This is a genomic window from Fibrobacter sp. UWS1, from assembly GCF_002300445.1.
GTDB lineage: Bacteria > Fibrobacterota > Fibrobacteria > Fibrobacterales > Fibrobacteraceae > Hallerella > Hallerella intestinalis.
This window is the reverse complement of record NZ_NSGW01000001.1, coordinates 1-21848: the sequence shown is the minus strand read 5'-3', so window position 1 is coordinate 21848 and position 21848 is coordinate 1. Positions and strand designations below refer to the sequence as shown.

The following is a 21848-nucleotide window of genomic DNA, read 5'->3' as shown; positions in this document are numbered from 1 at the left end:
GGGAACTTGTTCCCTTAGACGAATTGTGCAAAGCCGAAGCAATCTGTGCTGGCACCTCGTCGTTGCGAGGAGCGTAGCGACGTGGCAATCTTGTCAGCGGGAAAGGATTGCTTCACCCCTCCGGGTTTCGCAATGACGGTCGCTTTCAAATATGACTGATTTTCTCCTTGGTGGGTACGCAATGACGAATACTACTAGTCTCCTCGAAGATAATGCCAGCAAGCAAGCTTGCGGCGCAACATTCGCCTTGCACGCTTTTGCGAAGGCTCCCTTCCAGAGACAATTCGTCTAAAAGAGTAAAACTCTTAAGACTCATGGGCAGCCCCCTTTTCCCTTCACCCTATCCCCCGCCACGCTTGGCGGTGGGAAATTTTAAATTCTGGGGCGGAATGAGATATGTTACTTCGCGAAAGGGGATATAGTCTTTTTCACAAGCTGAACTCCCTTTTAAAGAGAAACGTTTTTTCATAAAGTGATTTTTCTCGCAGGTTGCGAGGTGTTTTGCATTTTGGCTAGCCGTTTCTCCTATATTTCCAACTCCCCACTACCTTCTGATCACTAGTCGCTAACCATGGTTCGACTAGTTCGACAAGCTCACTAACCGACGGTCCCTGAGTTTATCGAAGGGCACCAACCAAGCAAATCGAGGTGGAATTTTATATATAAATCCCAAATTTTATGTATAAGCTCCAAATAGTGTTCCTTTCCTTCTTATTGTCCTGTCTGATTTTTCCAACATATTTTTTTATCTCCTGTTCGGATCCCGTCAATTCGGAAGAATCCGTCCAGTTTATCCAAAAGAATCTGAAAATTTCAATCGGAGAATGCCAAGAGACCCCTGTTGCAGAAAAAAATTTCCTCACAGAAAATACTCAATCGGCTACCCGTTGCGTGTCCGTTGAGGCCTTTTGCGGCAAATGCAATGAAAAAACGTCCTGTACGATCACTATTCCGCAAGTCTATGATGATTGCGATGTCACCGCCGATGTGCTTTATAAAATAGACGGAGATTCTCTAACCATTTCCTATGACAAAATCTATGGAGCAACACATTGCGTTTGCGCATCGGATCATCGTTTTCAAATCCCTAGGGAATTCTTGGCAAAATATGTACACTTTCAAAATCGCTGCTATGTGATTAGCGGGATTTCTTGTTCTTCCATCTAAAAATTTCCTCCAACGGACAGAATTACAAAGGCTGCAACGCATCCATATTATTTTGGCTGCGAATAAATTCCAGGAACGCTTCTTCGTTCAAAGGCTTTGAAAAATAAAATCCCTGAATTTTATTTGCTCCAGCTTCCAAAGCCCGCTCCAGCTGCTCGTGAGATTCGACACGTTTTAGCACCACATCGAATTGGAATTTGCGCATCAGCTGCATCCATTCGCTTGAGAAATTTTTCATATCCTTGCGCGTTCTTTTTTTTAAGATGGCGGCATCCAGTTTGAAGGTTTTAAAATCCTGATAAAGCATCTGAACCATATTCACGCCGCCTACACCGGAATCGTCCAGAGAAAACGAAAAACCTTGCCGACAAAGCCTTTCATAATGCCTTTGCAGTTTTTCTTTTTCACGGAAAAGAAAAGCCGATTGGACTTCCAGATTGATCCTTTCCGCCGAAACTTCATTTTTTTCCAAAATGCGTTCAAAATTTTCCGCCATATCGTCCGCATAAAACTGGGATATGCACAAATTGACGTCTATTTTATGCAGTCCGAATTTTTGGGGTTGCGCCGAACGCCATAAACGACACACTTGATCCAGAACTATACATCCCATTTCATGAATCATGCCGTTCCGCTCTGCAACGGGAATGAACTCCGTCGGAGAAATGCTGCCGTAATTCGGATTGGACAAGCGAAGAAGTGCCTCGGCGCTATCAAACATTTCTGTTTTGGCATTCCATATCGGCTGATAGTAAACTTCAAAAGCTTTTTGGCGAATCGCCCAGTGCAAGATGCGCTCGATTTCCGTTTGTCGCTTGAATTTTTCCACATCTTCCGCATGATGCAAAGCAAAACCCGATTGGAAGGAATTGCAATCATCATCGCCAAGTTCCGCCAGCAATTCCGAACTCTGCATTTCATCGGGAACGCTCACGATATCGACACTCGTGGACATGGGCACGGAACTGGTTTCTAAAAAAGCGGAAGACTGGACGATTTCTTTGAAACAATCAGCAAAAGCAGCACACGCCTCTCGGCTCTCCATGGTAATAATCCCAATTTTATCCTGCCCAATACTATAAACCGTCCCCTGGATATTTTTATTGAGCCAAAGGACAATCGACCTGGTCGCTTTTTCCATTTCTTCATGCCCGATCATGCGCAAGAGCATCTTGTAATTCCGCAGCGTAATGACCATGACCCTATATTGGCGCTGCGTCCGGATGAGGCGTTCATTGTCCACAATAAATATGTGGCTGTTATAGCCCCCCGTAATCACGTCCGTCCGTGAACCCTCCATTTCTATCAACAGCATAATACCCAACAGGGCTAGCGATTCGCCGAAAAGTTCCACCTGAAGCCATGGGAAAATAAGCTGCACGAAGGAACCGCCAAGAATGCAGGCGATGACAAAGCTGAGCGCAACCATATTGCTCTTGACCAAAATAAAGCGATAAATCCAGATCTCCCGGATGGCAAAAATGAAATAGCCGATTTCCAGCGCATAGATGAGAAGTTCCAAGGGGCCGCGGGTGTAAAGGATGTCGTCCTGGTAGAAAAAAATGAGCCCCGTCAGCGGATTTGTTAAAATAAAAAGTTCGACGAGCAGCGCCGGAGAAAGGAAAAGGACGATTTTTTTCAACGTCCGCATTTTGCCGCTATTATTGATTAAAACAACATAGAGAGCAAAAAGAGAAGCCAAAATGGAATGGAAAGCGAAGTAACTGGTCTGAAAAAATTCCTGCACGAGATGGGGAAAATTTTTCCCAGGCAAATTGAACGGTTTCAAGACGCTCGCCGCAGTAATCGAAAAGGAAGATAACAGCAGACAGAAAAGCAGACATTCGAATACGCAACTGTGATCCCTTTGAGGAGTCTTGTTGCTATAGTAATAGACGAGACAATAGAGAAGAACCGCTATCGAGCAGATATAAAAGCAAAAATCCGGAGTCAGCATTTCCATAGAGTTCATTTCAAGAAGCCCCAAAAAGTCCTGTTTTCTGAAAAAATAATATAGATAAAAAACATTCCGCTGCGGAAATTGTATTTTTTCAAGCGGTTTGTCGCCATTCCGCCAAATGAAAATGGGCTTATCGCCTTAAAGGTATCCGTCATGAGAATTTCTAAAGAAGATGCATTGGACTTGTTCAAAAACGCGCCGCTCCCCCTCCTTTGCCAAAAAGCGAATGAAGAAAAAGAGAAACGCCACGGGAAAAACGTATTCTGGGTGAATAACCGCCAAATCAACTACACCAACGTCTGCGTTCTCCATTGTTCGTTCTGCTCTTTTTCCAAAATCAAAAAAAGCGATGCAAACGCCTACGACTGGAATCTTCAGGAAATCACGGAAAAAGCGCGGGATGCCGTGCGGGGAGGTGCCCGAGAGCTGCATATCGTAGGCGGTCTCCATCCCGACCATCCCTTTGAATACTACATCGAAATGCTCTCGTCCCTGCGAAAGGATTTTCCCGGCGTAAACCTGAAAGCCTTTACCGCCGTTGAAATCTGCCACTTCGCCAAACTTTCCGGGCGGCATGTCCGAGAGGTTCTCGCCGACTTGAAAAATGCCGGACTGGACGCCCTTCCCGGCGGCGGTGCCGAACTTTTGAGCGAAGAAATCCGGCACCGGATTTGCGGAAAAAAGGAAAGCGGCGCAGAATGGCTAGAAGTCCATCGGGAAGCGCACAAAATGGGCATTCCGACCAATGCGACTATGCTTTTCGGGCATATTGAAAGCATTGAAGACCGACTGGAGCACTTGGAATTGCTCCGAAACCTGCAAGACGAAGCCCCCGGATTTTTTGCGTTCATCCCCCTGGTCTATCATCCCGAAAAAAATGCACTTGGCATTCGGGTAAAAGAAAAAACTTCCGAAGAAGATATTTTGCGTACGATTGCCGTTTCGAGACTCTATCTGGACAATTTTCCCCATATCAAAGCGTATTGGATTCAAACCGGCATTTCGACGGCGATGAAAGCGCTACACGCCGGCGCTTCGGATTTGGACGGCACCATTATGGAAGAAAAAATCACCCATGCGGCGGGAGCGGAAACCGCTATCGGCATGAGTCCGGAAAGAATGCGCTCGCTGATTCGAGAAGAAGGGCTTGTTCCTGTGGAACGCGACGCCCTCTACGACGTCATTCAGTGATTCCGGAATTACAGGGAATAGCGAGAGGGGGAGTTCACCTTGATGCGCCAAAGGAAAGCAGCAAATAGCCATAAGCCATAAAAAAAACCGGTCGAAGATTGCTCAATCGACCGGTTTCGTGAACTAAGAAGGGCTCGAACCTTCGACCCACGCCTTAAAAGGGCGTTGCTCTACCAACTGAGCTATTAGTCCAACGACCCAAATGTAATAAACATTTTGAATTTTGTAAATTATAACCATGTTTTTTTTTAAAAAAAGTTGGATTTTTTTTCTTTCTCTGCTCGTTTTGGCAGCAAATAGCACCGCCTACTTCAAAAAAAATGATTCCGGCGAAGAAGTTTTCTCCTTTTTGGGTTCTTTTAGCAGCGCTAGAAGTGCCGCTTTAGAAAATGCGAACGCAGCGATGCCATCTTCCAACCCCGGCGACGTTCTGCAAAATCCCGCGCTCATCCTGCTATCGTCGAATCAAAAAAACGCCGTGAGCTTTGCCTGGCAGACCGGAGAATTTGCCGACAATCAAGGATATCTCGCCTACGCCCGCCAAATCGGTAAAATGGTGGCGCTCGTCAGCTACGGCTGGATCCGCTACGGAGAAATCGATGGCTACGACAATATGGGCAATCCCACAGACAAGTCCTACAAGCCCCAAAGCTCCGTCGCCAGTCTTTCCCTCTCCCTTCCTCTTCCCCACTTCCAGTTCGGTTCTACCGTAAAATTCGCCTCCGACCTTTTATCCGACGAAGGAAACGACCAAACGGCGATGGCTTTTGCGTTCGACTGGGGCGTCCTGTGGCAGTCGTCCTCGCGAAAATTCGGTTTCGGACTGGCCGCCCGCAATTTCGGCAAGATGATTCGCGCCTATGTAGATGGCGGCGATACGGATTACGGGCTTGAAGAATCTTTCGACCTTTCAGCCTTTTACATTCCAGGGCTGCTTCCCCGTCTCTCGCTGCACGCCAAAACGACATTCCCCCGCTATGCGGAACCCGCACTTTCCTTGGGCGGCGAATACGCTCTAGGTTCAAGCCTTTTTGTGCGGCTCGGATTTTCCCGCACCTGGCTGGATATTTCCCGCGATGTCAAAGAAATTTTTTCTTCGTCCGACCGCCCGGACGAGACCAACGATGCCAGACTTTTCAGTGCCGGACTTGGCTATACCGGCAGCCGATTCTCCCTCGACTACGCCTTTTCCTATTTAGCCCAAGACCTCGGAACAGAACACCGAATCGGACTCGGTTTAAAATTTTAATGCAAAAGCAATTTGACATCATCGTCCTCTCTAAGGAAAATTTTCAGCCGCCCATCGAAGACGACGCCTTGGGCTGGTTCTTTGCAGAAAATTTTTCGGAATCGCTTGCAGCCATTGATGCAGAATGGATTATCCTATGTCATGCCGACACCTGTATCACACGAGAATTTTTGAATCGGACGGCGGATGTCTGCGCCGAGTTTCCCTTTGCCGACGCCATCGCCCCTAGAATCTGCACAGCCGGAAATCCGGAGCCTTTTTCGTCGGGTCTCCTCATCGACAAGAAATTCAATCTTCAAGAAGAGTTTCGTCAAAATCCGCGGGCGGAAATTCGCCAAGTGGCTAGTCTTTCCCCGTTTTGCGGCATCTACTCGGCACGCCTTCTCCAAGCTCTCGGCGGATTCGATACCGATATCCAAACAGATCTAAAATTTTTCGATCTTGGACTGCGGGCACTGCATCTAGGAGCAAACCTATTCACCATGCCAAAGCTTTCCGTCGAAATTTCCCATCGCATCAATCCTGAGCCGACCGACAACAAAGAACTCGCCCGCATCTACTACAAAGATGCCGACATAATGCGCTTTCTCCGGTTCACCTTTTGGCACCCATCCACCTTGAACGCCATCTGGGGAAAAAGAAAGGGACTCGACGAAAAATCTTTGAAAGTGACCGAGATTTCAAAACTTTCGTCCGAAAAATGGAAAAGCGTTTCCGCAGAACCACTATGAACGAGTCCTATTTTTAAGGGAATTATATACGACCTTCCACCAAATGCTATCAATTAAAAATTTTTCAAAGTGTGAACATCTTTTTCGCAAAGTGGAACTTTTTTTCAATACGGGAATTTCTTTTTCACAAGGAAAATTTCTTCTCGCAGGTTGCGAGGTGTTTTGCATTCTGACTAGCCGTTTCTCCTATATTTCCAACTCCCCACTACCTCCTGATCACTAGTCGCTAACCATGGTTCGACAACCGGTTGCTGAGCCTGTCGAAGCACACCAACCAAGCAAATCGAGGTGGAATTTTATATATAAATCCCAAATTTTAACGGTCCAGAATAGAATAGAGAAAAGCGCTTAATTTATCGGCAACCGTTTTAAGGCTGTATTTTTCCAATAATTTCGCCACTTTCTCCCGGTCGTATTCGTACTTGCCCGAAAAGACTTCGTCCAAAACCGCCAAATAGCCATCCACGTTATCCGCTGGGGAGACCAGCGGGCAAACTCCTGCAAAAATTTCCTTTAATGCGGTCGTATCGGCGCAAACGACGGGCGTTCCGCAAGCAATCGCTTCCAAAGGAGGCAAACCAAAACCTTCAAAGAAAGAAGGCATGACAAATAAATCGGCATGGCGGTAGAATTCCCGAAGCATCGGTGCTGCCAGATTGGAAAAATGGAAAACATTATGCAAATCGAGCGCTTCCATTTCCCGACGGATTCGGGATGTCATCTTTCCAATTCGTACAAACGCCACATTGGGACGTTTTTCCGCCATTTTCAAAAAAGTTCCAATGTTCTTCCTCGATTCGGGAAGGCTGACATTCAGCACCAGAGCACGAAATCCCCGAATCCCCAAATCCGCGCAAAAAGATTCCCGCTTGGCGCGATATATCATTCGGTCCGGCTGCAGATTGTAAAAAAGAGAATTGAGCGGAAGCCCGACCACGGCGTTCGGGCGACCGGCGATTTTATAATATTTTTCCGCTTCGCCCTTGGAATAATTGGAGTTGTAAACAAAGCCGTCCGCCTTTGCAGAAGGTGCGGCGTAAAGCCAGGAAATCAATTTATACTTGGGATTGAAAGGATAAAGAGTTTCGGCAAAAGTATCGTGAACGAGCACCACCGTCTTGGCGTTCGGGCAAGTTCTTTTGGCGACGGGAACCAAAAATCCTATTTCGGGACGGATGAAAAAAACAATCGTCGGATTTGACTTTTGAAGAAACTCGGCAAAGGGCGCGCGAAATTTGTAGAATCCAGAAAGAAGGGAGTCCGCCCAAATCGATTCGCTTTTGATGCCGCGCTCTTCTGGAGAAATCCCGTTGTTTTCCGGAAAATACTTGGGCGTTTTAATCCATAAAATTAAAACATCAAAGTCGGCAAAGAGGGTTCGTTCCAAATCCAAAGCCAAACGTCCAAAACTAGTTCTCGTGTTTTTATCGCATACGATGACGATTTTCTTTTTTTGCACCATATAAGCAATTATACTATTTTCAAAAACTTTTGCCCAACGGATTCTTCACACCGGCATTCCGTTTTCCCTAAGCCGACAGGCAAAAGAGAATTTTACTTTTTGGAAAAAGGAAAAAGTCCCAAGGCAAAAAGAAATAAGGTAAAATGGAGCTTCACGCGATTTCTTGCGTCCGCTGAAAACGGCACTCGAGGAAGCGAAAATAGCACACGAAGCGAACTGCGAACCGCGCGAAATGTTCGCGAAAGAACGACTCCTTTGAAGCCATAATGCTTGCGATAAAAATACAGTTGCGAGGAATCGTGTTGCAAACTGCGCGAAAGAACATTTTTCGCAGAGCCTCCGCCCAGATGGATGATGGAAGTTTTAAAATCAATCAAAAAGCGGATTTGAAAACGGTGCGCCCGATACGCCCAGTCCACATCTTCGTAATACATGAAAATATTTTCGTCAAAACCGCCCACCTTATTCCAGGTTTCCCTTGTCATCATCCAAGCCGCCGCATTCGTCCACTGGGCTTCATAAAAGGACGTGCCGGATATGGGTTTTATTTCTCCATTCACGTAACGCGACGCCGATTCCTCGGAACGGAAGGCATTGAAAAAAAATTGCACCGGCGGGATTTTGGAAAACCAGTTTTTTTGAAGACTGCCATCCACATTCAAAAGCCGAGGGACCACGACATCATTTGGAAAAAGGGACAAATCTTTTTGCAAAGAAGGAATTGCATTCGGCGAAAGCCGCGTATCATTATTCAAAAATAAAATGGAATCAAATGAAAAATTTTCCGGTTGAGCTAAGGCAATTCCTGCATTGTTGGCGGCACCAAATCCCCGATTTTCCTTGGCGCAAAGCAAGCGGACTTCGGGATAATCCTGAGCAATACGCTCCGGCGTGCCATCTAGACTTCCGTTGTCCACCACAAAAATACGAAACGATTCCTTGGGATTTTTTAGCAAGTCATCCAGACAATTTTTGGTTTGTTCCCAATGTCCGTAAGTAACGATAATGATGGCTGTTTTTTGAATCATGATTTCTTCCAAAAAATTTTTGCCCAAGGAAGCCCGATTAAAGAAAATAAAATCTGTCGGATTCGCGTTTTTAAATTTCGGGGTAAAAAAAGTTCATTCTGATTTTTTAAAATCCAAGGCAGAAAAAGGGGCAGAAATCCCTTTGTTTGTCTCCCTTGGTGAAGCTTCAGGAGTTTTTGGGCAAAACGGATTTCCCCTTCGGTCAGTGGAATCCTTTCGGCATTTTTCAAAAGGCACAAGACCCAGTTTTCCTGAATTTTCAAAGTCTGGCTCATGGGCGGAACCGGTTTTCCTCCCACCGCATTGGATTCATGCAAGCGATATTTTACAACGGCTTCGGAAAGACGGTAAATGCCGCCATGACGTTCTGCAAGCATGGCAATCCAGCGATCATGCACAGAAACGCCTTCGGGAATGGGCAAAATTTTGGCCAGCAAAGAAGCTCTAAATAAAGAAAGGCAACCGGTTACATGATTGATTCCCGCAATCTGCGCTTTGATGGAAACCCTATCCGGAATTCCGTCATAGATTCTCCAGGAAGGCGCGATTTCTTTACCGAAAGCGTCTATTACCCGCGCATCGCCAAAAGCCAAAGCACTGGAAGGATTTTTAACAAGAGCTTTTTTCAAAAGAGTTAATTTATTTGGAATCCATTCGTCGTCCTGATCAGCGAGGGCGATAAAATCGGAATCATCCACATATTGCGAAGCAAAACTTAACGCCTGATGAAACGCGCCTCGGTGCCCCAGATTTTTTTCACCGCGAAAAATTTTAATAGGCAAAACTTCGGAAAATTTTTCCAAAACGGAAACCGAAGCATCTGTAGAAGCGTCGTCATAAGCCACAATCCATTTCGCTTTCTCCGTTTGATTGCAAAGGGATTGCAAAAAAAACGAAAGAAATTTTTCGCCATTATAAGTACAGAGAACGATACAAATCTGATTCATAATTACTCTTGAAATATCTGGAGAAAAATTTCTTGTGTCCGTTTTTCAAATTCATCTAGACGACGATTTTTAAACAAGCGTTCCCGGCAAACCATAAATTCATCTTCACGAAAACTTTCTGGCAAGTTCCTGATTTTTTGCAGGGCATCCTGAATGTCTTGGGGATTATAAATCATCCAATCCGGCAATTCAAATTCTTTGACGTATTCAGAATCGGCAACCAAAACAGGAACGCCACAAGCGAAAGATTCAAAAAGAATCATGGGCGTCCCTTCAAAATGGGATGGGATAAAAACAAGGTGGATTTGATTTTTCAGAATTTCGTGCAATTCACTTTGAGGCATCCAAGAATGAATTTGTACGGAATTTTCAACACCGTATTGATGAATCCGTTTTTCAAGGGTCTTCTTATTCGGGCCTTCGCCTATAATGCGAAAAGAACAGGGAAAACCCATTCGGGAAAGTTCCCTTGCAAGGGGCGGAATGACATCTTGCCCTTTTTGCTTAAAATAAATCCGCCCGATAGTCGCTATGGAAAGGGGCTTTATGGGTATTTTAGGCGGTAAAATGGCTTCCCAAGAAACGGGATTGGGAAGAATCCAGACTTGTTTTTTCGGACCAATAAAACGGCGCAAAAGTTTTTCTTGGTTTTTTGAAATCACAATCCACTTGGAAATTTTTGGATAAATGAAACGTGCCAGAAAATCACGAATAAGTCCCAAGGGAGCACCGGATTCCCGCTGCGTAAAAGCCATAGGGAAATAGGATATCAATCGGATTCCCATTTTTTTCGCAACCAGAACGGCTGGCAAACAACGTTCGATATTCCCCGGACAAATCACCAGAACTTTCACTTGAAGTTTTTTAAAAAGTTCACGCAGAATTTTTTGTTTTTGATGGGAACGGTCTCGAAAAATCGGGAACGGCGTACTGGCAAAAAAAGGAAGCGGAACGCTGTGAATTTTTGGCGAAAGATTCTCTAAAAATTTTGCAGAAGAATGAAAAAAAATGACTTCTGGAAAAATGTCACGAACAAAATTTGCCATTTTAGCCGAAAGCATTTCCTGGCCGCCCCATTCTCTGGCGTCGCTATAAAAGCAAATTTTTGTATCCATTTTTTGCATTGCAGAAAATATAGGTTTTACAAATCCCTTCTGCGTATTCTTTCTTCATTCTTCGGGGGGCCGTCGCCTCTTCAAGCAAAAGAAACGCCCTTTTTTCAAATCGGCTCTTAAAATTACCGGATTTCATTTTTCATGACTTCTTTTCGCCCTTGAAATTCTAAAATTAAAGCCATCATGAAATTGGCGAACTTCCTTTTGCTTTTTTTCGTCGGAACAGTTTTGGCGACTCTTCCCGGCCATATCGGCTTTGGCGACTCCTCCGCTTATTTCCGCATTCGAGGAACTCTCGGCGATTCCCTTTCGGTTTCCCGCTTTGACAACACCCCGAAAACCGACAAGCACACGGAAAACAGCCTATTCGTGGAGCTCTTTATCAACGGTGCGATTACAGACAAATTTACATTTCAAGCGAAGGCTCGCGTATCCAACGACAAAACCTCCCGTAGCTACCAGGATCCGGGCTACAATCCCTACAGCGGCATTCCCTTTAACGTACAGAGCGACGATTCCAGAACCTGGGACTATTTTACGGCAAGCAGCCAATTCCGTTTCAACCAATGGGTAAAGCTCATGGGCGGAGTCGATTATTTGGCATGGGGACCCGCTCGTCGTAATAAGCTGACACTCAAAGGCGAGAACGTTCACTATCGCCCGTGGATGGATTCAACAGACCACATTATGCAGCCCGCGCCAACACCGTATTTGGGATATGAATTTACCATCGGACCTGTAACCTATACGCAATACGCCGGAAAACTTTATCACGACAAGCATAAAGACAAATTTTTCCATGCGCACCGCCTCGGCTTGAATCTGCCCGCCCGCATTGAATTTGGGATTAGCGAGACGCTTCTTTATGGTTCTACAGTCGAAAGAGCCGGCTCGAACGCAAACGAAGATGCCGACAGCACGGACCGCAGTTTTGAATGGATTTATGCGGCACCGTTTGTTCCCTATATTTTTGCACAGCACTACACGGGAGACTTAGAAAATACCGGCATCAGTTTTGACATGAGCGTCAAGACGATTCCGAACTGGGAAATCTATGCGGAAATGCTCTGGGACGACATGAAAAAACCGACCAGCATGTTCGACGATTCCTGGTGGGGAAACAAATGGGCGGCCAGCATCGGCGTCGCGACAGACAACCGTCAAATCGGGCCAGTCCTCTTTTCGTTCAACTCCGAATTCACTTGGATTGAACCTTGGGTCTATACGCATCACAAGGGAGCAGGATATTCCTATACGCATTACGGCCAAAGTTTTGGTTCCGAACTTGGTCCCAATTCCCGCGAATTTTACACCGAAATCCGAGCTGCATACAAAGCGGTGGAGCTTTCCTTTTTTGCCTCGAATGTTGCCAAGGATTCCGCCTTTGGTGGCAACCTTTACGATATCCACACGCCCTACGACAGAACCGATCGTGAATTTTTAGCGAAAGCGAGTACTCTTCACTACCGGGAATTCGGCGTCGGCGTGCAATGCAAACCGACCGAGTGGCTGTGGCTTCATCTTTCGCAGAGCTTTTACACGGGCGACTATGAAGGCTATCGTTTAAGCGGAAGTGCAGGCATCACTTGGTAACTTGAAAAATTTTTCGCAAAACTCGAATAGACAACGGCATCATCGAACTCCTTTGGAAAGCATTCCTTCGTCCATGAAGCATTCTCGTTCAGCCGTTCCATCCATTTACGTTGTAATTCATCTTTTGATTTTCTAGCTTTAGGATATGACACAAGACGAAATTCAAAAATATGCAGAAAGCCTGGCCAAAAAAGCCAGAAGCGCTTCCGCAAAAATTCGCACCATTCCAGCAACTCTCCGAAATCAGGCACTTTCCGAAGTTGCCAAAGCTCTTCGCGAAAACGAAAAAAAGATTCTTGAAGCCAACGCGCGGGATCTGGAAAATAGCCAAGACAAGCTCTCCCCCGCCAAGCTGGACAGATTGACTCTCAATCCCGAACGCATTGAAAACATGGCTCGCGGTGTCGAGGAAATCGCCGCTCTCCCCGATCCTTTGGACAAAGTTTTGGAAAAAAGAACGCTCCAGAACGGAGTGGATATTTCCCGAGTTACCGTGCCTCTGGGCTGCATTTTTTTCATTTATGAAAGCCGTCCGAATGTGACTATCGACGGTGCTGCACTTTGTTTCAAGTCGGGAAATGCAGTCGTCTTGCGCGGAGGAAAAGAGTCCCTGCATTCCTCCCAAATTCTCGCCCAGATTTTTCGAGACGCGCTGACCAAAACCGGAATAGATTCCGACGCCGTCCAACTCGTCGAAGAGCCCGACCATGCCGTCGTCTCGGCTCTTTTAAAACAATCCGAATATCTGGACTTGGTGATTCCCCGAGGCGGCGAACGGTTGATTCGCGCCGTCGTCGAACAGAGTTCCATCCCTGTCATCAAGCATTTCAACGGCATTTGCCACATCTATGTGGACAAATCTGCAAATCTGGAAATGGCCGCCAGAATTGTCGAAAACGCCAAAACGCAACGCCCCGGAACCTGCAATGCCATGGAGACGTTGCTCCTGGACTCCAGCCTTTCCGATAGCGATATGAAGGCGATTCTCGATCCGCTTCGCGCTAAAAAAGTGGAAATGTTCGGAGACGCCAAAACCCGAGAACGCATTCCCGATATCAAAGACATCGGCGAAAACGCCAATTACCATCATGAATATCTTGCGCTCCAGTGCAGCGTCCGCATTGTCGATGGCGTAAAAGAAGCCTGCAAACACATCGAAGAATTTTCGAGCCGCCACACGGAAGCACTCCTTGCCGAAGATACCGAAGTACAGCGTTATTTTCTCCGCAACGTCGATTCTTCCAGCGTGATGATCAACGCCAGCACGCGACTTGCCGACGGCGGAATTTACGGACTCGGTGCAGAAGTCGGCATTTCCACGGATAAAATTCACGCCCGTGGCCCCATGGGAATCGAAAGCCTGTGCACTTACAAATGGATTTTGAACGGTAACGGTCAATTGAGAAATTAGGCAAAATATGCAAACCGAAGAAATTTTAAAAGAAGTCAAATACGAAGTTCAATTCGGCGACAAGTTTTTGATTCCCGCCATCGTTCAGGACGCCGACAAGCACGACGTGCTCATGATGGCCTGGATGGACAAAGAGGCGCTCCGCCGAACCATCGAATGCGGAGAAATGGTTTTCTGGAGCCGCAGCCGCAAAGAATACTGGCACAAGGGCGATACCAGCGGCAACGTAATGACCGTGATCGATTGGGCTCTGGACTGCGACAGCGATGCGCTTCTTTTTCGCGTCCGCATGAAAGGTCCACAAGTCGCCTGCCATACCGGCTCCCGCACTTGTTTTTTTAAAAAAGCCGAAAATTAATCCGCGGAGTCAAATCCGGCGGACGCCCCTAAACGACTCCTTCCCCAAGCGATGCAGATATCCGATTTGCCAGATTCCAAACGCTTCAAACGTTTGCTTCTTGCGGTTTCCGGCGGATTGGATTCCATGTGCCTAGCGCATTACTTTGTACACAACCAACTCGCTTTGGGAATCGAATGGTTGGGAATTGCACACGTCCATCACGGACTTCGTGGCAGCACCGCCGACCGAGACGCCGATTTTGTCGCCCGATTTGCTTTTCAATCCCGCCGGCCCTTCTACATCCGATATCTAAACGGAGCCGCTCTAAAACAAAAAGGTTCCATTGAAGAAAACGCTCGCCTTGCCCGCTACGCCGCCCTCAAAGAAATCGCAGCTCTTCCCGAAGTTCGCGCGGATTATATCCTTACGGCACACCATGCCAACGACCAGGCGGAAACCGTTTTGATGCGGATTTTACGCGGCTCTTCCTGGAAAGGACTTTGCGGCATTCAAACCGTGCGGGAAGACGGCGTTTTTCGTCCTTTGCTCCCATGCACGAAAGCCGATTTGAAAGAATACGCCGAAGAAAATCACATTGAATATGTCGAAGACGAAACCAATGCCGACGAATCCTTCGCCCGAAATGCCATCCGTCACCGGCTTTTGCCCATTTTAAATGCCGAAATTTCTTCTTTGACAAATATCGCAAAATTGTCGACAAGCCTTTGCCAAAAAATCCGTCACCAATCCGAGACGGCCATCCGGCCTTTTGTTCTCCCCCCCAAGCTGTGGCCATTCCCCAAAGAATCTTCCCCATACGAAACGGTCATTGCCATTCACCAACAAGTACTGGTGAATTTATCTTTAAAAAGTCTCAATGGCGGTGCTGAAATTTTCCGCTTTTGGTTGCAAGAAAATGGATTTGCATTTCCTAGAAGCATCCAGTTCCTCTCTTCCTTTTCCTCCAGAGACGCCGAACTGATCTTTGAAAAATCCAAATCGATACTTTGGTTTTGCCAAAACAAAAAAAAGGAAGAGCCCGCAACGCCTGCCGGTTTTCGCAAACGAAAAAACGGAGACTTTTGCATTCCTGCCGGACGCCCACCCAAAAAATTGGGAAAATGGATGGAAGAAGAAGGCATTCCCGCATTTGTCCGGGACTTTATCCCTCTCTATGCCGAAGAAAACCGCATTTTTCAAATCGGCAAAATCCATCTCGGCGACAATCGCTGAATCCGGCTTGATTATTTGAAAATAACGCCTTTATCAAAAGGCTATCCCCAACCATTTCTTTTTGCAATTTGTATTTTTACATCGCATTTTTAAAGGATTAAAATGACTAAAAAGCCTAAGACGCCTTCTGCATTTCAAAATCGGAATTTTTTCCTGATTGCAACCATGCTTTTGATGGTTTTGTTCTTTATGCGCCTCTACGACGGCGAAGAAACCAAAGACCTGACCCGAACCGAATTCTTCGCCATGATGAACGATTCCACGTCAGAAATCAAGAGCCTGAAATTGCAGCGCACCCTCGACGGCATCACCATCGAAGGAACACGGGCGATGACCTCCGAAGAAATCGCCGGAGAAAAGAAGCAAAACGGATTTCTCTCCCGTTTTGTCCGCAGCAATTCCACTCCCAACAACACGCAGGCGTTCACAAGCCATGTACTCAATCTGACCAGCGAGCAAATCGACACGTGGGAAAAGACGAAAAATCTGAAAGTCCGCGTCCTTCATGAAACGCGAAGCTGGATAGACCGCATTTTCGCGTTCCTTCCCGCCATTCTTCTCATCGCTTTCTTCTGGTATATGATGGTTCGTCAAACCGGAGGAAAAGGCGGAGTCGGAATGTTCTCCTTTGGCAAGAGCAAAGCGAAACAGCTCAACGAAAACGGAAAGAGCAAAACGACATTTAAAGATGTCGCCGGATGCGATGAAGCCAAAGCCGATTTGGTGGAAATCGTTCATTTTTTGAAAGACCCCAAAAAATACGACGCTCTGGGCGGAAGAATTCCCAAAGGTGCCTTGCTTGTCGGCCCTCCGGGAACGGGAAAAACCTTGCTGGCCCGCGCAGTCGCTGGAGAAGCCGGAGTTCCTTTCTTCAGCATGTCCGGTTCGGATTTTGTAGAGATGTTTGTGGGCGTCGGAGCCGCTCGCGTCCGCGACCTTTTTGATATGGGAAAAAAGAACGCCCCCTGTATCCTCTTTATTGACGAAATCGACGCGGTGGGACGCCAACGCGGCGCAGGTCTCGGCGGAGGGCATGATGAACGGGAACAGACTTTGAACCAGCTCCTCGTGGAAATGGACGGATTTGCCGCCAATGCCGGCGTCATTCTGATAGCTGCAACAAACCGCCCCGACGTGCTGGACAAAGCACTGCTGCGCCCCGGACGTTTTGATCGCCAGATTACCGTCGGCCTTCCCGATTTGATCGGTCGTGAAGCCATCCTGAACGTCCACTTGAAAAAACGGAAAGTTCCGCTGGCAGACGACGTGAACGTGAAGGAAATCGCCAAGGGCACCCCCGGACTTGCAGGCGCGGATTTGGAAAATCTGATTAACGAAGCGGCTCTCCTGGCGGCCCGATTCAACAACAAAAAAGTAACCCGACAGGACTTTGAAGAAGCGCGGGACAAACTCGCGATGGGCGCCGAACATCGCACGCTTTTGATGTCCGACGAAGAAAAACGGCATACGGCATTCCATGAAGCCGGACACGCCCTCATGACCCTTCTTTGCCCGCATTCCGATCCTCTGCACAAAATAACCATCATTCCGCGCGGACGCGCCCTCGGCGTCACCATGTCGCTTCCGGAAAACGACCGCGTATCCCTTTCCAAGGAAAGCGCCGAAGAGAACATCATGATTCTCATGTCTGGACGCCTCGCGGAATTGATCGTATTCAACCATCAGAGCACCGGAGCATCCAACGACATCGCGCGCGCAACGGATCTCGCCCGGAAAATGGTAACGGAATGGGGCTTTGACGACAACATCGGGCCGCTCTGCTACAGCCGCAACGATGGCGAAATTTTCCTGGGTCGGGAAATCAGCAAGCCGAAAGAAATGTCCGAAAAAATGGCGGAAACCATTGACGATGCGGTGAACGGACTTGTAAAACGCCTGACGGAAAAAGCCCAAAAACTGCTGACAGAAAATCGGGAAAAACTCGACACCCTGGGCAATGCGCTCTTTGAATACGAAGTTCTGGACAGGGACGAAGTGGAGCGGGTTCTTGCCGGTGAAAAACTGGAAGACTCCAAAAAGAGCCGCACCTATCTCTTCCAAGAAGAAATGCGAAAAAAACAGGAAGAGGAAAAGCAAAATGAAGAACCGCCGCCCGATCCGGGTCGTCCGGCTCCGCTCCCCACTGAACCGGAATCCGCACAAGACGCCGAAATCAAGGGAGAACACGCTTAACATGCCTTTTTCCAGTTATATCAAAAATTCTTCGGCAAATCCGTGGACCGTCTGCGGCAACGTCATTTCGGGAAAACCGGTTCCCGCGGTCATGGGAATCGTGAATGTCACGCCGGACAGTTTTTTTGACGGGGGAAAGCACAACACTCTCGATGCCGCATTCGAACACGCCCAAAAACTCTTAGACGAAGGCGCAAGCATCATCGACATCGGCGGAGAAAGTTCTCGCCCCGGAGCCGCACACGTTTCCGCCCAAGAAGAAATCGAGCGAGTCGTTCCCCTTATCCGCAAACTCGCGCCCCTGCTTTCGACCAGAAATTTCACCATTTCCGTCGATACCGTAAAATCCGAAGTCGCCTTGGAAAGCGTCAAAGCGGGCGCGCATATTATCAACGACATCAGCGCGCTGCAATTCGACCCGAACATGGCGCAGACCATCGCCGAAACCAAAGCGTCTTGCGTTTTGAATCACATGCGCGGAAATTTCGGCACGATGCAACAAGACTTCGCCCCCTATCAAGATGTCGTCCGCGAAGTTCGGGAAAGCCTTCTCCAGGCAGCGCAAAAACTCATCGATTTAGGGGTGGACGAAAAAACGATTTGTCTGGATCCGGGCATAGGCTTTGGCAAAGACTTGCAAAACAATCTGGATTTGATCGCCTATGCCGAAAAATTTGTCGATACCCGCTTTCCCGTTCTTTATGGAATGTCCCGCAAATCCTTTATCGGAAAAACGCCCGGACTTGAAAACAGCGACCGCCTCATTCCCACGGTCGTTTCGGGGATTTTGGCAGCATTGGGCGGAGCAACCGTCATCCGAGTGCACGATGTCCGCGAAGCCGTCGAATCCTTTCAACTACTAAAGGCTTTCCGCCATGCACCTGTTTAAATTATTTGGCGTTATCGATGTCCGCTTTGCGGATATTCTCGACATCTTTCTGATATCGATTATCGCTTATTACGTCTTTCTGCTCTTTCGCGGAACGCGCGCCGTCCAGATGTTTGTCGGAGGCGGCCTTCTGCTTATCGGGTGGATTCTGGCGCAATGGTGGGAACTGCACACCCTGGTTTGGCTATTGAGCAATCTGGCGACTCTCGGCATTATCGCCATCGTCATCCTCTTCCAACCGGAAATTCGGGGAGCGCTCACCCGCATCGGCCAATCCGCCGCCAAAATGAATTTGAAAAATCTCTTTTTCCACCAGAGCGGACTGAACAAAATTGCCGAAGAAATCGGAGCCGCCGTTCAGGACTTGGCAAAAAATCAATTCGGGGCATTGATTGTTTTGGAAAACCGCGTGGGACTCCGGAACTACGCCGACACTGGAGAAGCGCTGAACGCCCGAATCAGCTCTCGCCTGTTGCGCGCCCTCTTCTTCCCCAATTCGGCTCTCCATGATGGAGCAGTCATCTTGAACAGCCGCTGCATCGTCGCCGCGGGCTGCATTCTTCCGCTGCCAGCGATTACTTCGGAACAGGACACCAGTTACGGAATGCGCCATCGAGCCGCCAAAGCGCTCGCCGCAGAAAGCGACGCCATGGTCATCGTCGTTTCCGAAGAAACCGGTTATATTTCCATCGCCTACCGCACCACCCTTCGGCGCAAGCTCAGCGTCAAAGAAGTCGAAGAAGAAATCAAGCGCCACTGGCGCGCTCTTTTTGACGACTCCGCATCCAAATAGCCTTTATCCATTCCTCTTTGCCATTGGGAATTTCTTATGAAACCTGCACAAAAAAATTCTTCCGAACGCCAGCTTCAAAGAAAAAGAAAATACCACTTGACGATTCTCGTCCTGATGTTGCTGCTGCTCGCGGCCCTATTTGTCGTCCAATGCCAGCTTTCCCACATGAAAGCGGATATGCTTGCCGAACGGAAAACCGAAATCGACGACAAAGCCAAAGACAAGAAATTCCAGGAAGACAGCCTGCAACGCTACAAAGACAGCCTTGCAGCCGCACTTCTCGCCGACAGCATCGCCCGCGCGGATAGCCTAGCCCGCATCCAAGACAGCATTGTCAAGGCGACGCCAAAGCCGCTTTCGCCCGAAGAAAAAGCCCGACAGGACAGCATAGCCGCTCGGAAGCGTTTTGTCAGAGACAGCATCGCCCAAGCGAAAAAAGCCGAAGAAGACAGCCTGAATCGGCGGAGAAAGGAAATCGCGGACAGCATCGAAGCTTACAACAATCGGGATTCCATTCCTCCTCAAGCCTTCATCTTACCGCCCGAAGGAAGATATTACGATCCTATTCAAATCAAAGTAAAATGCAACGAAATCCGCTGCAAAACATTTTACGCCGTCGGCGATACAAATCAAGCGCAAGAATTGACCGGAGCGGTGACTTACAACAAAACCGGCGACGTCTATTATCAGGCCGAAGACTCCGCGGGCAATAGAACGCCTTGGCAAAAAGTCCGCTACGATATGGCGAGCGACAATCTTTGCGGCAAAAACGCCTACCCTGTTCCTGTAAACGGCAAGACCGTGTGCGTAGATGCCTACGAATATCCCAACATTCCCGGAGAAATCGCCAAAGACATGGTTTCCCATGAACAAGCAGTCGCCCTTTGCGAACAGGCGGGAAAACGCCTCTGCCGCTTTGATGAATGGAGCGCCGCTTGCCGGGGAAAAGACGGATTCCGCTATTCCTATGGAAACAGTTACCGTCCCTCGGTCTGCAATACCAATTCAAAATCCGCAAAACGCGCCGGCAGAAAAGAAGGATGCCGGAGCTGGTTCGGCATGTACGACATGAACGGCAATCTGTGGGAATGGACGGCGACCCCCGCCAATGCGCCCAACCGCTTCCTTGTCGCCGGAGGAGCCTGGGACACGCAAAACGAAAGCCACTGTTCCAGCACCAAATACAGCTTTTACCCGCAGAACCAGTACAACTTTGTCGGCTTCCGCTGCTGTGCAGACGCCAAATAAAGCGGCTATTCTTTAAGCTCGATATGCAAATGCTCGTTCGCCGTGTTCTTTTCTTCCCAAAAGACGTTGAAGCGTTTGCCTAAAGCTTGGCGAATCGACGCCACCAGCTGCGACCTTTTATTCCGCGGGACGTCGGAAATCCGAAAATCCAGTGCCTTATTTTCATAATGTTTGGAACGGCGAGCGTGTTTTCCATAATCATTTGCGCTTGTAATCGTCGGGCGATAGGAATCCCCCATCACTTTGTGATATTCTGCAACGACGACCAGACCGGCGGAATCCATGGCGGCATCCAATTTTCCCGTATAGACTCCCGTTTTTAGCTGAACCCTTTTAATCAGCAGATTATGCACTTCGGCGGGTCCCCACTCCGCGCAGCAGATTGCGCAAAAGAAAAGCAACATGGCAGAACAAGAACGCATACAATTTCAAAAATAACTATTTTAAAGAGGCACTCATTCCTTCGGAGAACAAGATGAAAAAATTGTTTTGGATTGCCACTTTTGCCTCGCTCGCCATTTTGACTTCTTGCGGCAAACAGGAAAAAACCGTTTTTACCGGTTATTGGCAAGGCGATGAAAACATGATTTTTGAAGTTTTTCAGCCGGATCCTTCCCAAAACAACTACACTATCCGCAACATCAACGGCGATTTGCAAGCGCATGTCGAAGGCGATTCCCTGCTCACGGGAAAGAATTCTCTGGAAATGCCGTTCTATATGCGAGTTCGGGGCGATTCCGCATTTTACCAGTTCGGAACAATCATTTCCACATACGCCCGAATCGATTCAGCAACATACCATAAGCTATTCCAGACGCTGACCCGGCAAATCCCTAATTAAAGGACCATTGAAAACAAAGTTCCCAGCACGACAAGCGACAACGTAAAATTCAAAAAGAGCATTGTTCGCCGAAGTATTTTCAGAAAGGATTCCTGCCATGCAGGGCCTTTTATTTTTTTCAATTCCTTGAAAGCGAGAAGCGTACTTAAAAATCCCGTGACAACCAGCATCAACGCTCCGGGAAAATAGCCGTCACGCCACACCAGAATAGAAATCCAGCACCCGAGAACAACGGCAATAACGCCGATGATAAATTCCACAACATAAAGTTTCCGGTTCATAAATCTCTACAGGGAAAACAATCCGATCAGGCTGATTTTAGGAGATGCCGATTTGAGCGGACCGTTCAAAGGCCAACTAAAATTCAAATGGTTCACTAAATTAGAGACGGATTTGGTCATGGCGAATCGAATGCCAAAACCCGCGATGTATGTCAAATCCCGAGGTTCAAATTTGT

At 47.7% G+C, this 21848-nt stretch carries 19 protein-coding genes and 1 tRNA gene; 12 read left to right on the top strand and 8 right to left on the bottom strand.

Annotation, left to right across the window (positions count from 1 at the left end):
- Positions 1-1189: 1189 nt before the first annotated feature.
- Positions 1190-3139: an EAL domain-containing protein gene (locus BGX14_RS00100; RefSeq protein ID WP_095878724.1), complete on the bottom strand. Its 1950-nt coding sequence runs from the start codon at positions 3137-3139 to the stop codon at positions 1190-1192.
- A 141-nt stretch (positions 3140-3280) separates the two neighbouring features.
- Between BGX14_RS00100 and mqnE the strand changes: the two genes are divergently transcribed.
- Positions 3281-4318: an aminofutalosine synthase MqnE gene (gene mqnE / locus BGX14_RS00095; protein ID WP_073305106.1), complete on the top strand. Its 1038-nt coding sequence runs from the start codon at positions 3281-3283 to the stop codon at positions 4316-4318.
- 119 nt (positions 4319-4437) lie between these two features.
- On the opposite strand, the gene BGX14_RS00090 is transcribed toward mqnE, so the two are convergent.
- Positions 4438-4510 (bottom strand) — tRNA-Lys (locus BGX14_RS00090).
- 94 nt (positions 4511-4604) lie between these two features.
- Here BGX14_RS00090 and BGX14_RS00085 point away from each other — a divergent pair.
- Both BGX14_RS00085 and BGX14_RS00080 read left to right on the top strand, forming a co-directional pair.
- Complete coding sequence (locus tag BGX14_RS00085; RefSeq protein ID WP_143394063.1) at positions 4605-5567, top strand: hypothetical protein; 963 nt, start codon at positions 4605-4607, stop codon at positions 5565-5567.
- Positions 5567-6298 carry a hypothetical protein gene (locus BGX14_RS00080; protein WP_073305103.1) on the top strand — a complete coding sequence of 244 codons (732 nt, stop codon included), beginning with the start codon at positions 5567-5569 and terminating at the stop codon, positions 6296-6298. Before BGX14_RS00085 ends, BGX14_RS00080 begins: the two co-directional genes overlap by 1 nt.
- A gap of 316 nt (positions 6299-6614) precedes the next feature.
- On the opposite strand, the gene BGX14_RS00075 is transcribed toward BGX14_RS00080, so the two are convergent.
- The 4 genes from BGX14_RS00075 to BGX14_RS00060 form a co-directional block, all read right to left on the bottom strand.
- Positions 6615-7760: a glycosyltransferase gene (locus tag BGX14_RS00075; protein ID WP_095878723.1), complete on the bottom strand. Its 1146-nt coding sequence runs from the start codon at positions 7758-7760 to the stop codon at positions 6615-6617.
- A 92-nt stretch (positions 7761-7852) separates the two neighbouring features.
- A complete protein-coding gene (locus BGX14_RS00070) occupies positions 7853-8788 on the bottom strand; it encodes a glycosyltransferase family 2 protein (RefSeq protein WP_143394062.1) in 936 nt (311 codons plus the stop codon).
- On the bottom strand, positions 8785-9735 hold the full coding sequence (locus BGX14_RS00065) for a glycosyltransferase (RefSeq protein WP_073305095.1): 951 nt from the start codon (positions 9733-9735) through the stop codon (positions 8785-8787). The genes BGX14_RS00070 and BGX14_RS00065 overlap by 4 nt, the downstream gene beginning before the upstream one ends.
- Positions 9736-9737: 2 nt before the next feature.
- Positions 9738-10850: a glycosyltransferase gene (locus tag BGX14_RS00060; RefSeq protein ID WP_158223175.1), complete on the bottom strand. Its 1113-nt coding sequence runs from the start codon at positions 10848-10850 to the stop codon at positions 9738-9740.
- A 228-nt stretch (positions 10851-11078) separates the two neighbouring features.
- Between BGX14_RS00060 and BGX14_RS00055 the strand changes: the two genes are divergently transcribed.
- The 8 genes from BGX14_RS00055 to BGX14_RS00020 all read left to right on the top strand — a co-directional run bounded on the left by BGX14_RS00055 (position 11079) and on the right by BGX14_RS00020 (position 20550).
- Positions 11079-12443 carry a capsule assembly Wzi family protein gene (locus tag BGX14_RS00055; protein ID WP_233126351.1) on the top strand — a complete coding sequence of 455 codons (1365 nt, stop codon included), beginning with the start codon at positions 11079-11081 and terminating at the stop codon, positions 12441-12443.
- A gap of 145 nt (positions 12444-12588) precedes the next feature.
- A complete protein-coding gene (locus BGX14_RS00050) occupies positions 12589-13854 on the top strand; it encodes a glutamate-5-semialdehyde dehydrogenase (RefSeq protein WP_095878720.1) in 1266 nt (421 codons plus the stop codon).
- Positions 13855-13861: 7 nt separating this feature from the next.
- The gene (hisI, locus tag BGX14_RS00045) at positions 13862-14212 is read left to right on the top strand and encodes a phosphoribosyl-AMP cyclohydrolase (RefSeq protein WP_073305087.1); all 351 of its coding nucleotides are present in this window, start codon (positions 13862-13864) and stop codon (positions 14210-14212) included.
- 51 nt (positions 14213-14263) lie between these two features.
- A complete protein-coding gene (tilS, locus tag BGX14_RS00040) occupies positions 14264-15427 on the top strand; it encodes a tRNA lysidine(34) synthetase TilS (protein WP_095878719.1) in 1164 nt (387 codons plus the stop codon).
- A gap of 102 nt (positions 15428-15529) precedes the next feature.
- Positions 15530-17620, top strand: coding sequence for an ATP-dependent zinc metalloprotease FtsH (gene ftsH, locus BGX14_RS00035; protein ID WP_233126350.1), 2091 nt, complete (start codon positions 15530-15532; stop codon positions 17618-17620).
- A gap of 1 nt (position 17621) precedes the next feature.
- A complete protein-coding gene (gene folP, locus BGX14_RS00030; RefSeq protein ID WP_078775749.1) occupies positions 17622-18509 on the top strand; it encodes a dihydropteroate synthase in 888 nt (295 codons plus the stop codon).
- Positions 18496-19302: a diadenylate cyclase CdaA gene (gene cdaA, locus BGX14_RS00025; protein ID WP_073305084.1), complete on the top strand. Its 807-nt coding sequence runs from the start codon at positions 18496-18498 to the stop codon at positions 19300-19302. Before folP ends, cdaA begins: the two co-directional genes overlap by 14 nt.
- Before the next feature lie 36 nt (positions 19303-19338).
- Positions 19339-20550: an SUMF1/EgtB/PvdO family nonheme iron enzyme gene (locus BGX14_RS00020; RefSeq protein WP_095878718.1), complete on the top strand. Its 1212-nt coding sequence runs from the start codon at positions 19339-19341 to the stop codon at positions 20548-20550.
- Between the two features lie 5 nt (positions 20551-20555).
- On the opposite strand, the gene BGX14_RS00015 is transcribed toward BGX14_RS00020, so the two are convergent.
- Entirely contained in the window at positions 20556-20972 is a 417-nt protein-coding gene (locus BGX14_RS00015) for a hypothetical protein (protein WP_143394061.1), read from the bottom strand.
- Between the two features lie 53 nt (positions 20973-21025).
- On the opposite strand from BGX14_RS00015, the gene BGX14_RS00010 reads away from it, so the two are divergent.
- On the top strand, positions 21026-21391 hold the full coding sequence (locus BGX14_RS00010) for a hypothetical protein (protein ID WP_095878716.1): 366 nt from the start codon (positions 21026-21028) through the stop codon (positions 21389-21391).
- Here BGX14_RS00010 and BGX14_RS00005 read toward each other — a convergent pair.
- Positions 21388-21672 (bottom strand): hypothetical protein, encoded by a 285-nt coding sequence (locus BGX14_RS00005; RefSeq protein WP_073305076.1) that lies wholly within the window; start codon positions 21670-21672, stop codon positions 21388-21390. The two genes, BGX14_RS00010 and BGX14_RS00005, sit on opposite strands and share 4 nt — an antisense overlap.
- Positions 21673-21848: the final 176 nt, after the last annotated feature.

Coding starts and splice junctions, on each gene's coding strand:
- BGX14_RS00065 (WP_073305095.1), bottom strand. CDS start 9,735: ATGAATCAGATTTGTATCGTTCTCTGTACTTATAATGGCGAAAAATTT.
- BGX14_RS00005 (WP_073305076.1), bottom strand. CDS start 21,672: ATGAACCGGAAACTTTATGTTGTGGAATTTATCATCGGCGTTATTGCC.
- BGX14_RS00060 (WP_158223175.1), bottom strand. CDS start 10,850: ATGGATACAAAAATTTGCTTTTATAGCGACGCCAGAGAATGGGGCGGC.
- BGX14_RS00020 (WP_095878718.1), top strand. CDS start 19,339: ATGAAACCTGCACAAAAAAATTCTTCCGAACGCCAGCTTCAAAGAAAA.
- mqnE (WP_073305106.1), top strand. CDS start 3,281: ATGAGAATTTCTAAAGAAGATGCATTGGACTTGTTCAAAAACGCGCCG.
- tilS (WP_095878719.1), top strand. CDS start 14,264: ATGCAGATATCCGATTTGCCAGATTCCAAACGCTTCAAACGTTTGCTT.
- ftsH (WP_233126350.1), top strand. CDS start 15,530: ATGACTAAAAAGCCTAAGACGCCTTCTGCATTTCAAAATCGGAATTTT.
- BGX14_RS00050 (WP_095878720.1), top strand. CDS start 12,589: ATGACACAAGACGAAATTCAAAAATATGCAGAAAGCCTGGCCAAAAAA.
- hisI (WP_073305087.1), top strand. CDS start 13,862: ATGCAAACCGAAGAAATTTTAAAAGAAGTCAAATACGAAGTTCAATTC.
- BGX14_RS00075 (WP_095878723.1), bottom strand. CDS start 7,760: ATGGTGCAAAAAAAGAAAATCGTCATCGTATGCGATAAAAACACGAGA.
- BGX14_RS00015 (WP_143394061.1), bottom strand. CDS start 20,972: ATGCGTTCTTGTTCTGCCATGTTGCTTTTCTTTTGCGCAATCTGCTGC.
- folP (WP_078775749.1), top strand. CDS start 17,622: ATGCCTTTTTCCAGTTATATCAAAAATTCTTCGGCAAATCCGTGGACC.
- cdaA (WP_073305084.1), top strand. CDS start 18,496: ATGCACCTGTTTAAATTATTTGGCGTTATCGATGTCCGCTTTGCGGAT.
- BGX14_RS00100 (WP_095878724.1), bottom strand. CDS start 3,139: ATGAACTCTATGGAAATGCTGACTCCGGATTTTTGCTTTTATATCTGC.
- BGX14_RS00010 (WP_095878716.1), top strand. CDS start 21,026: ATGAAAAAATTGTTTTGGATTGCCACTTTTGCCTCGCTCGCCATTTTG.
- BGX14_RS00070 (WP_143394062.1), bottom strand. CDS start 8,788: ATGATTCAAAAAACAGCCATCATTATCGTTACTTACGGACATTGGGAA.
- BGX14_RS00080 (WP_073305103.1), top strand. CDS start 5,567: ATGCAAAAGCAATTTGACATCATCGTCCTCTCTAAGGAAAATTTTCAG.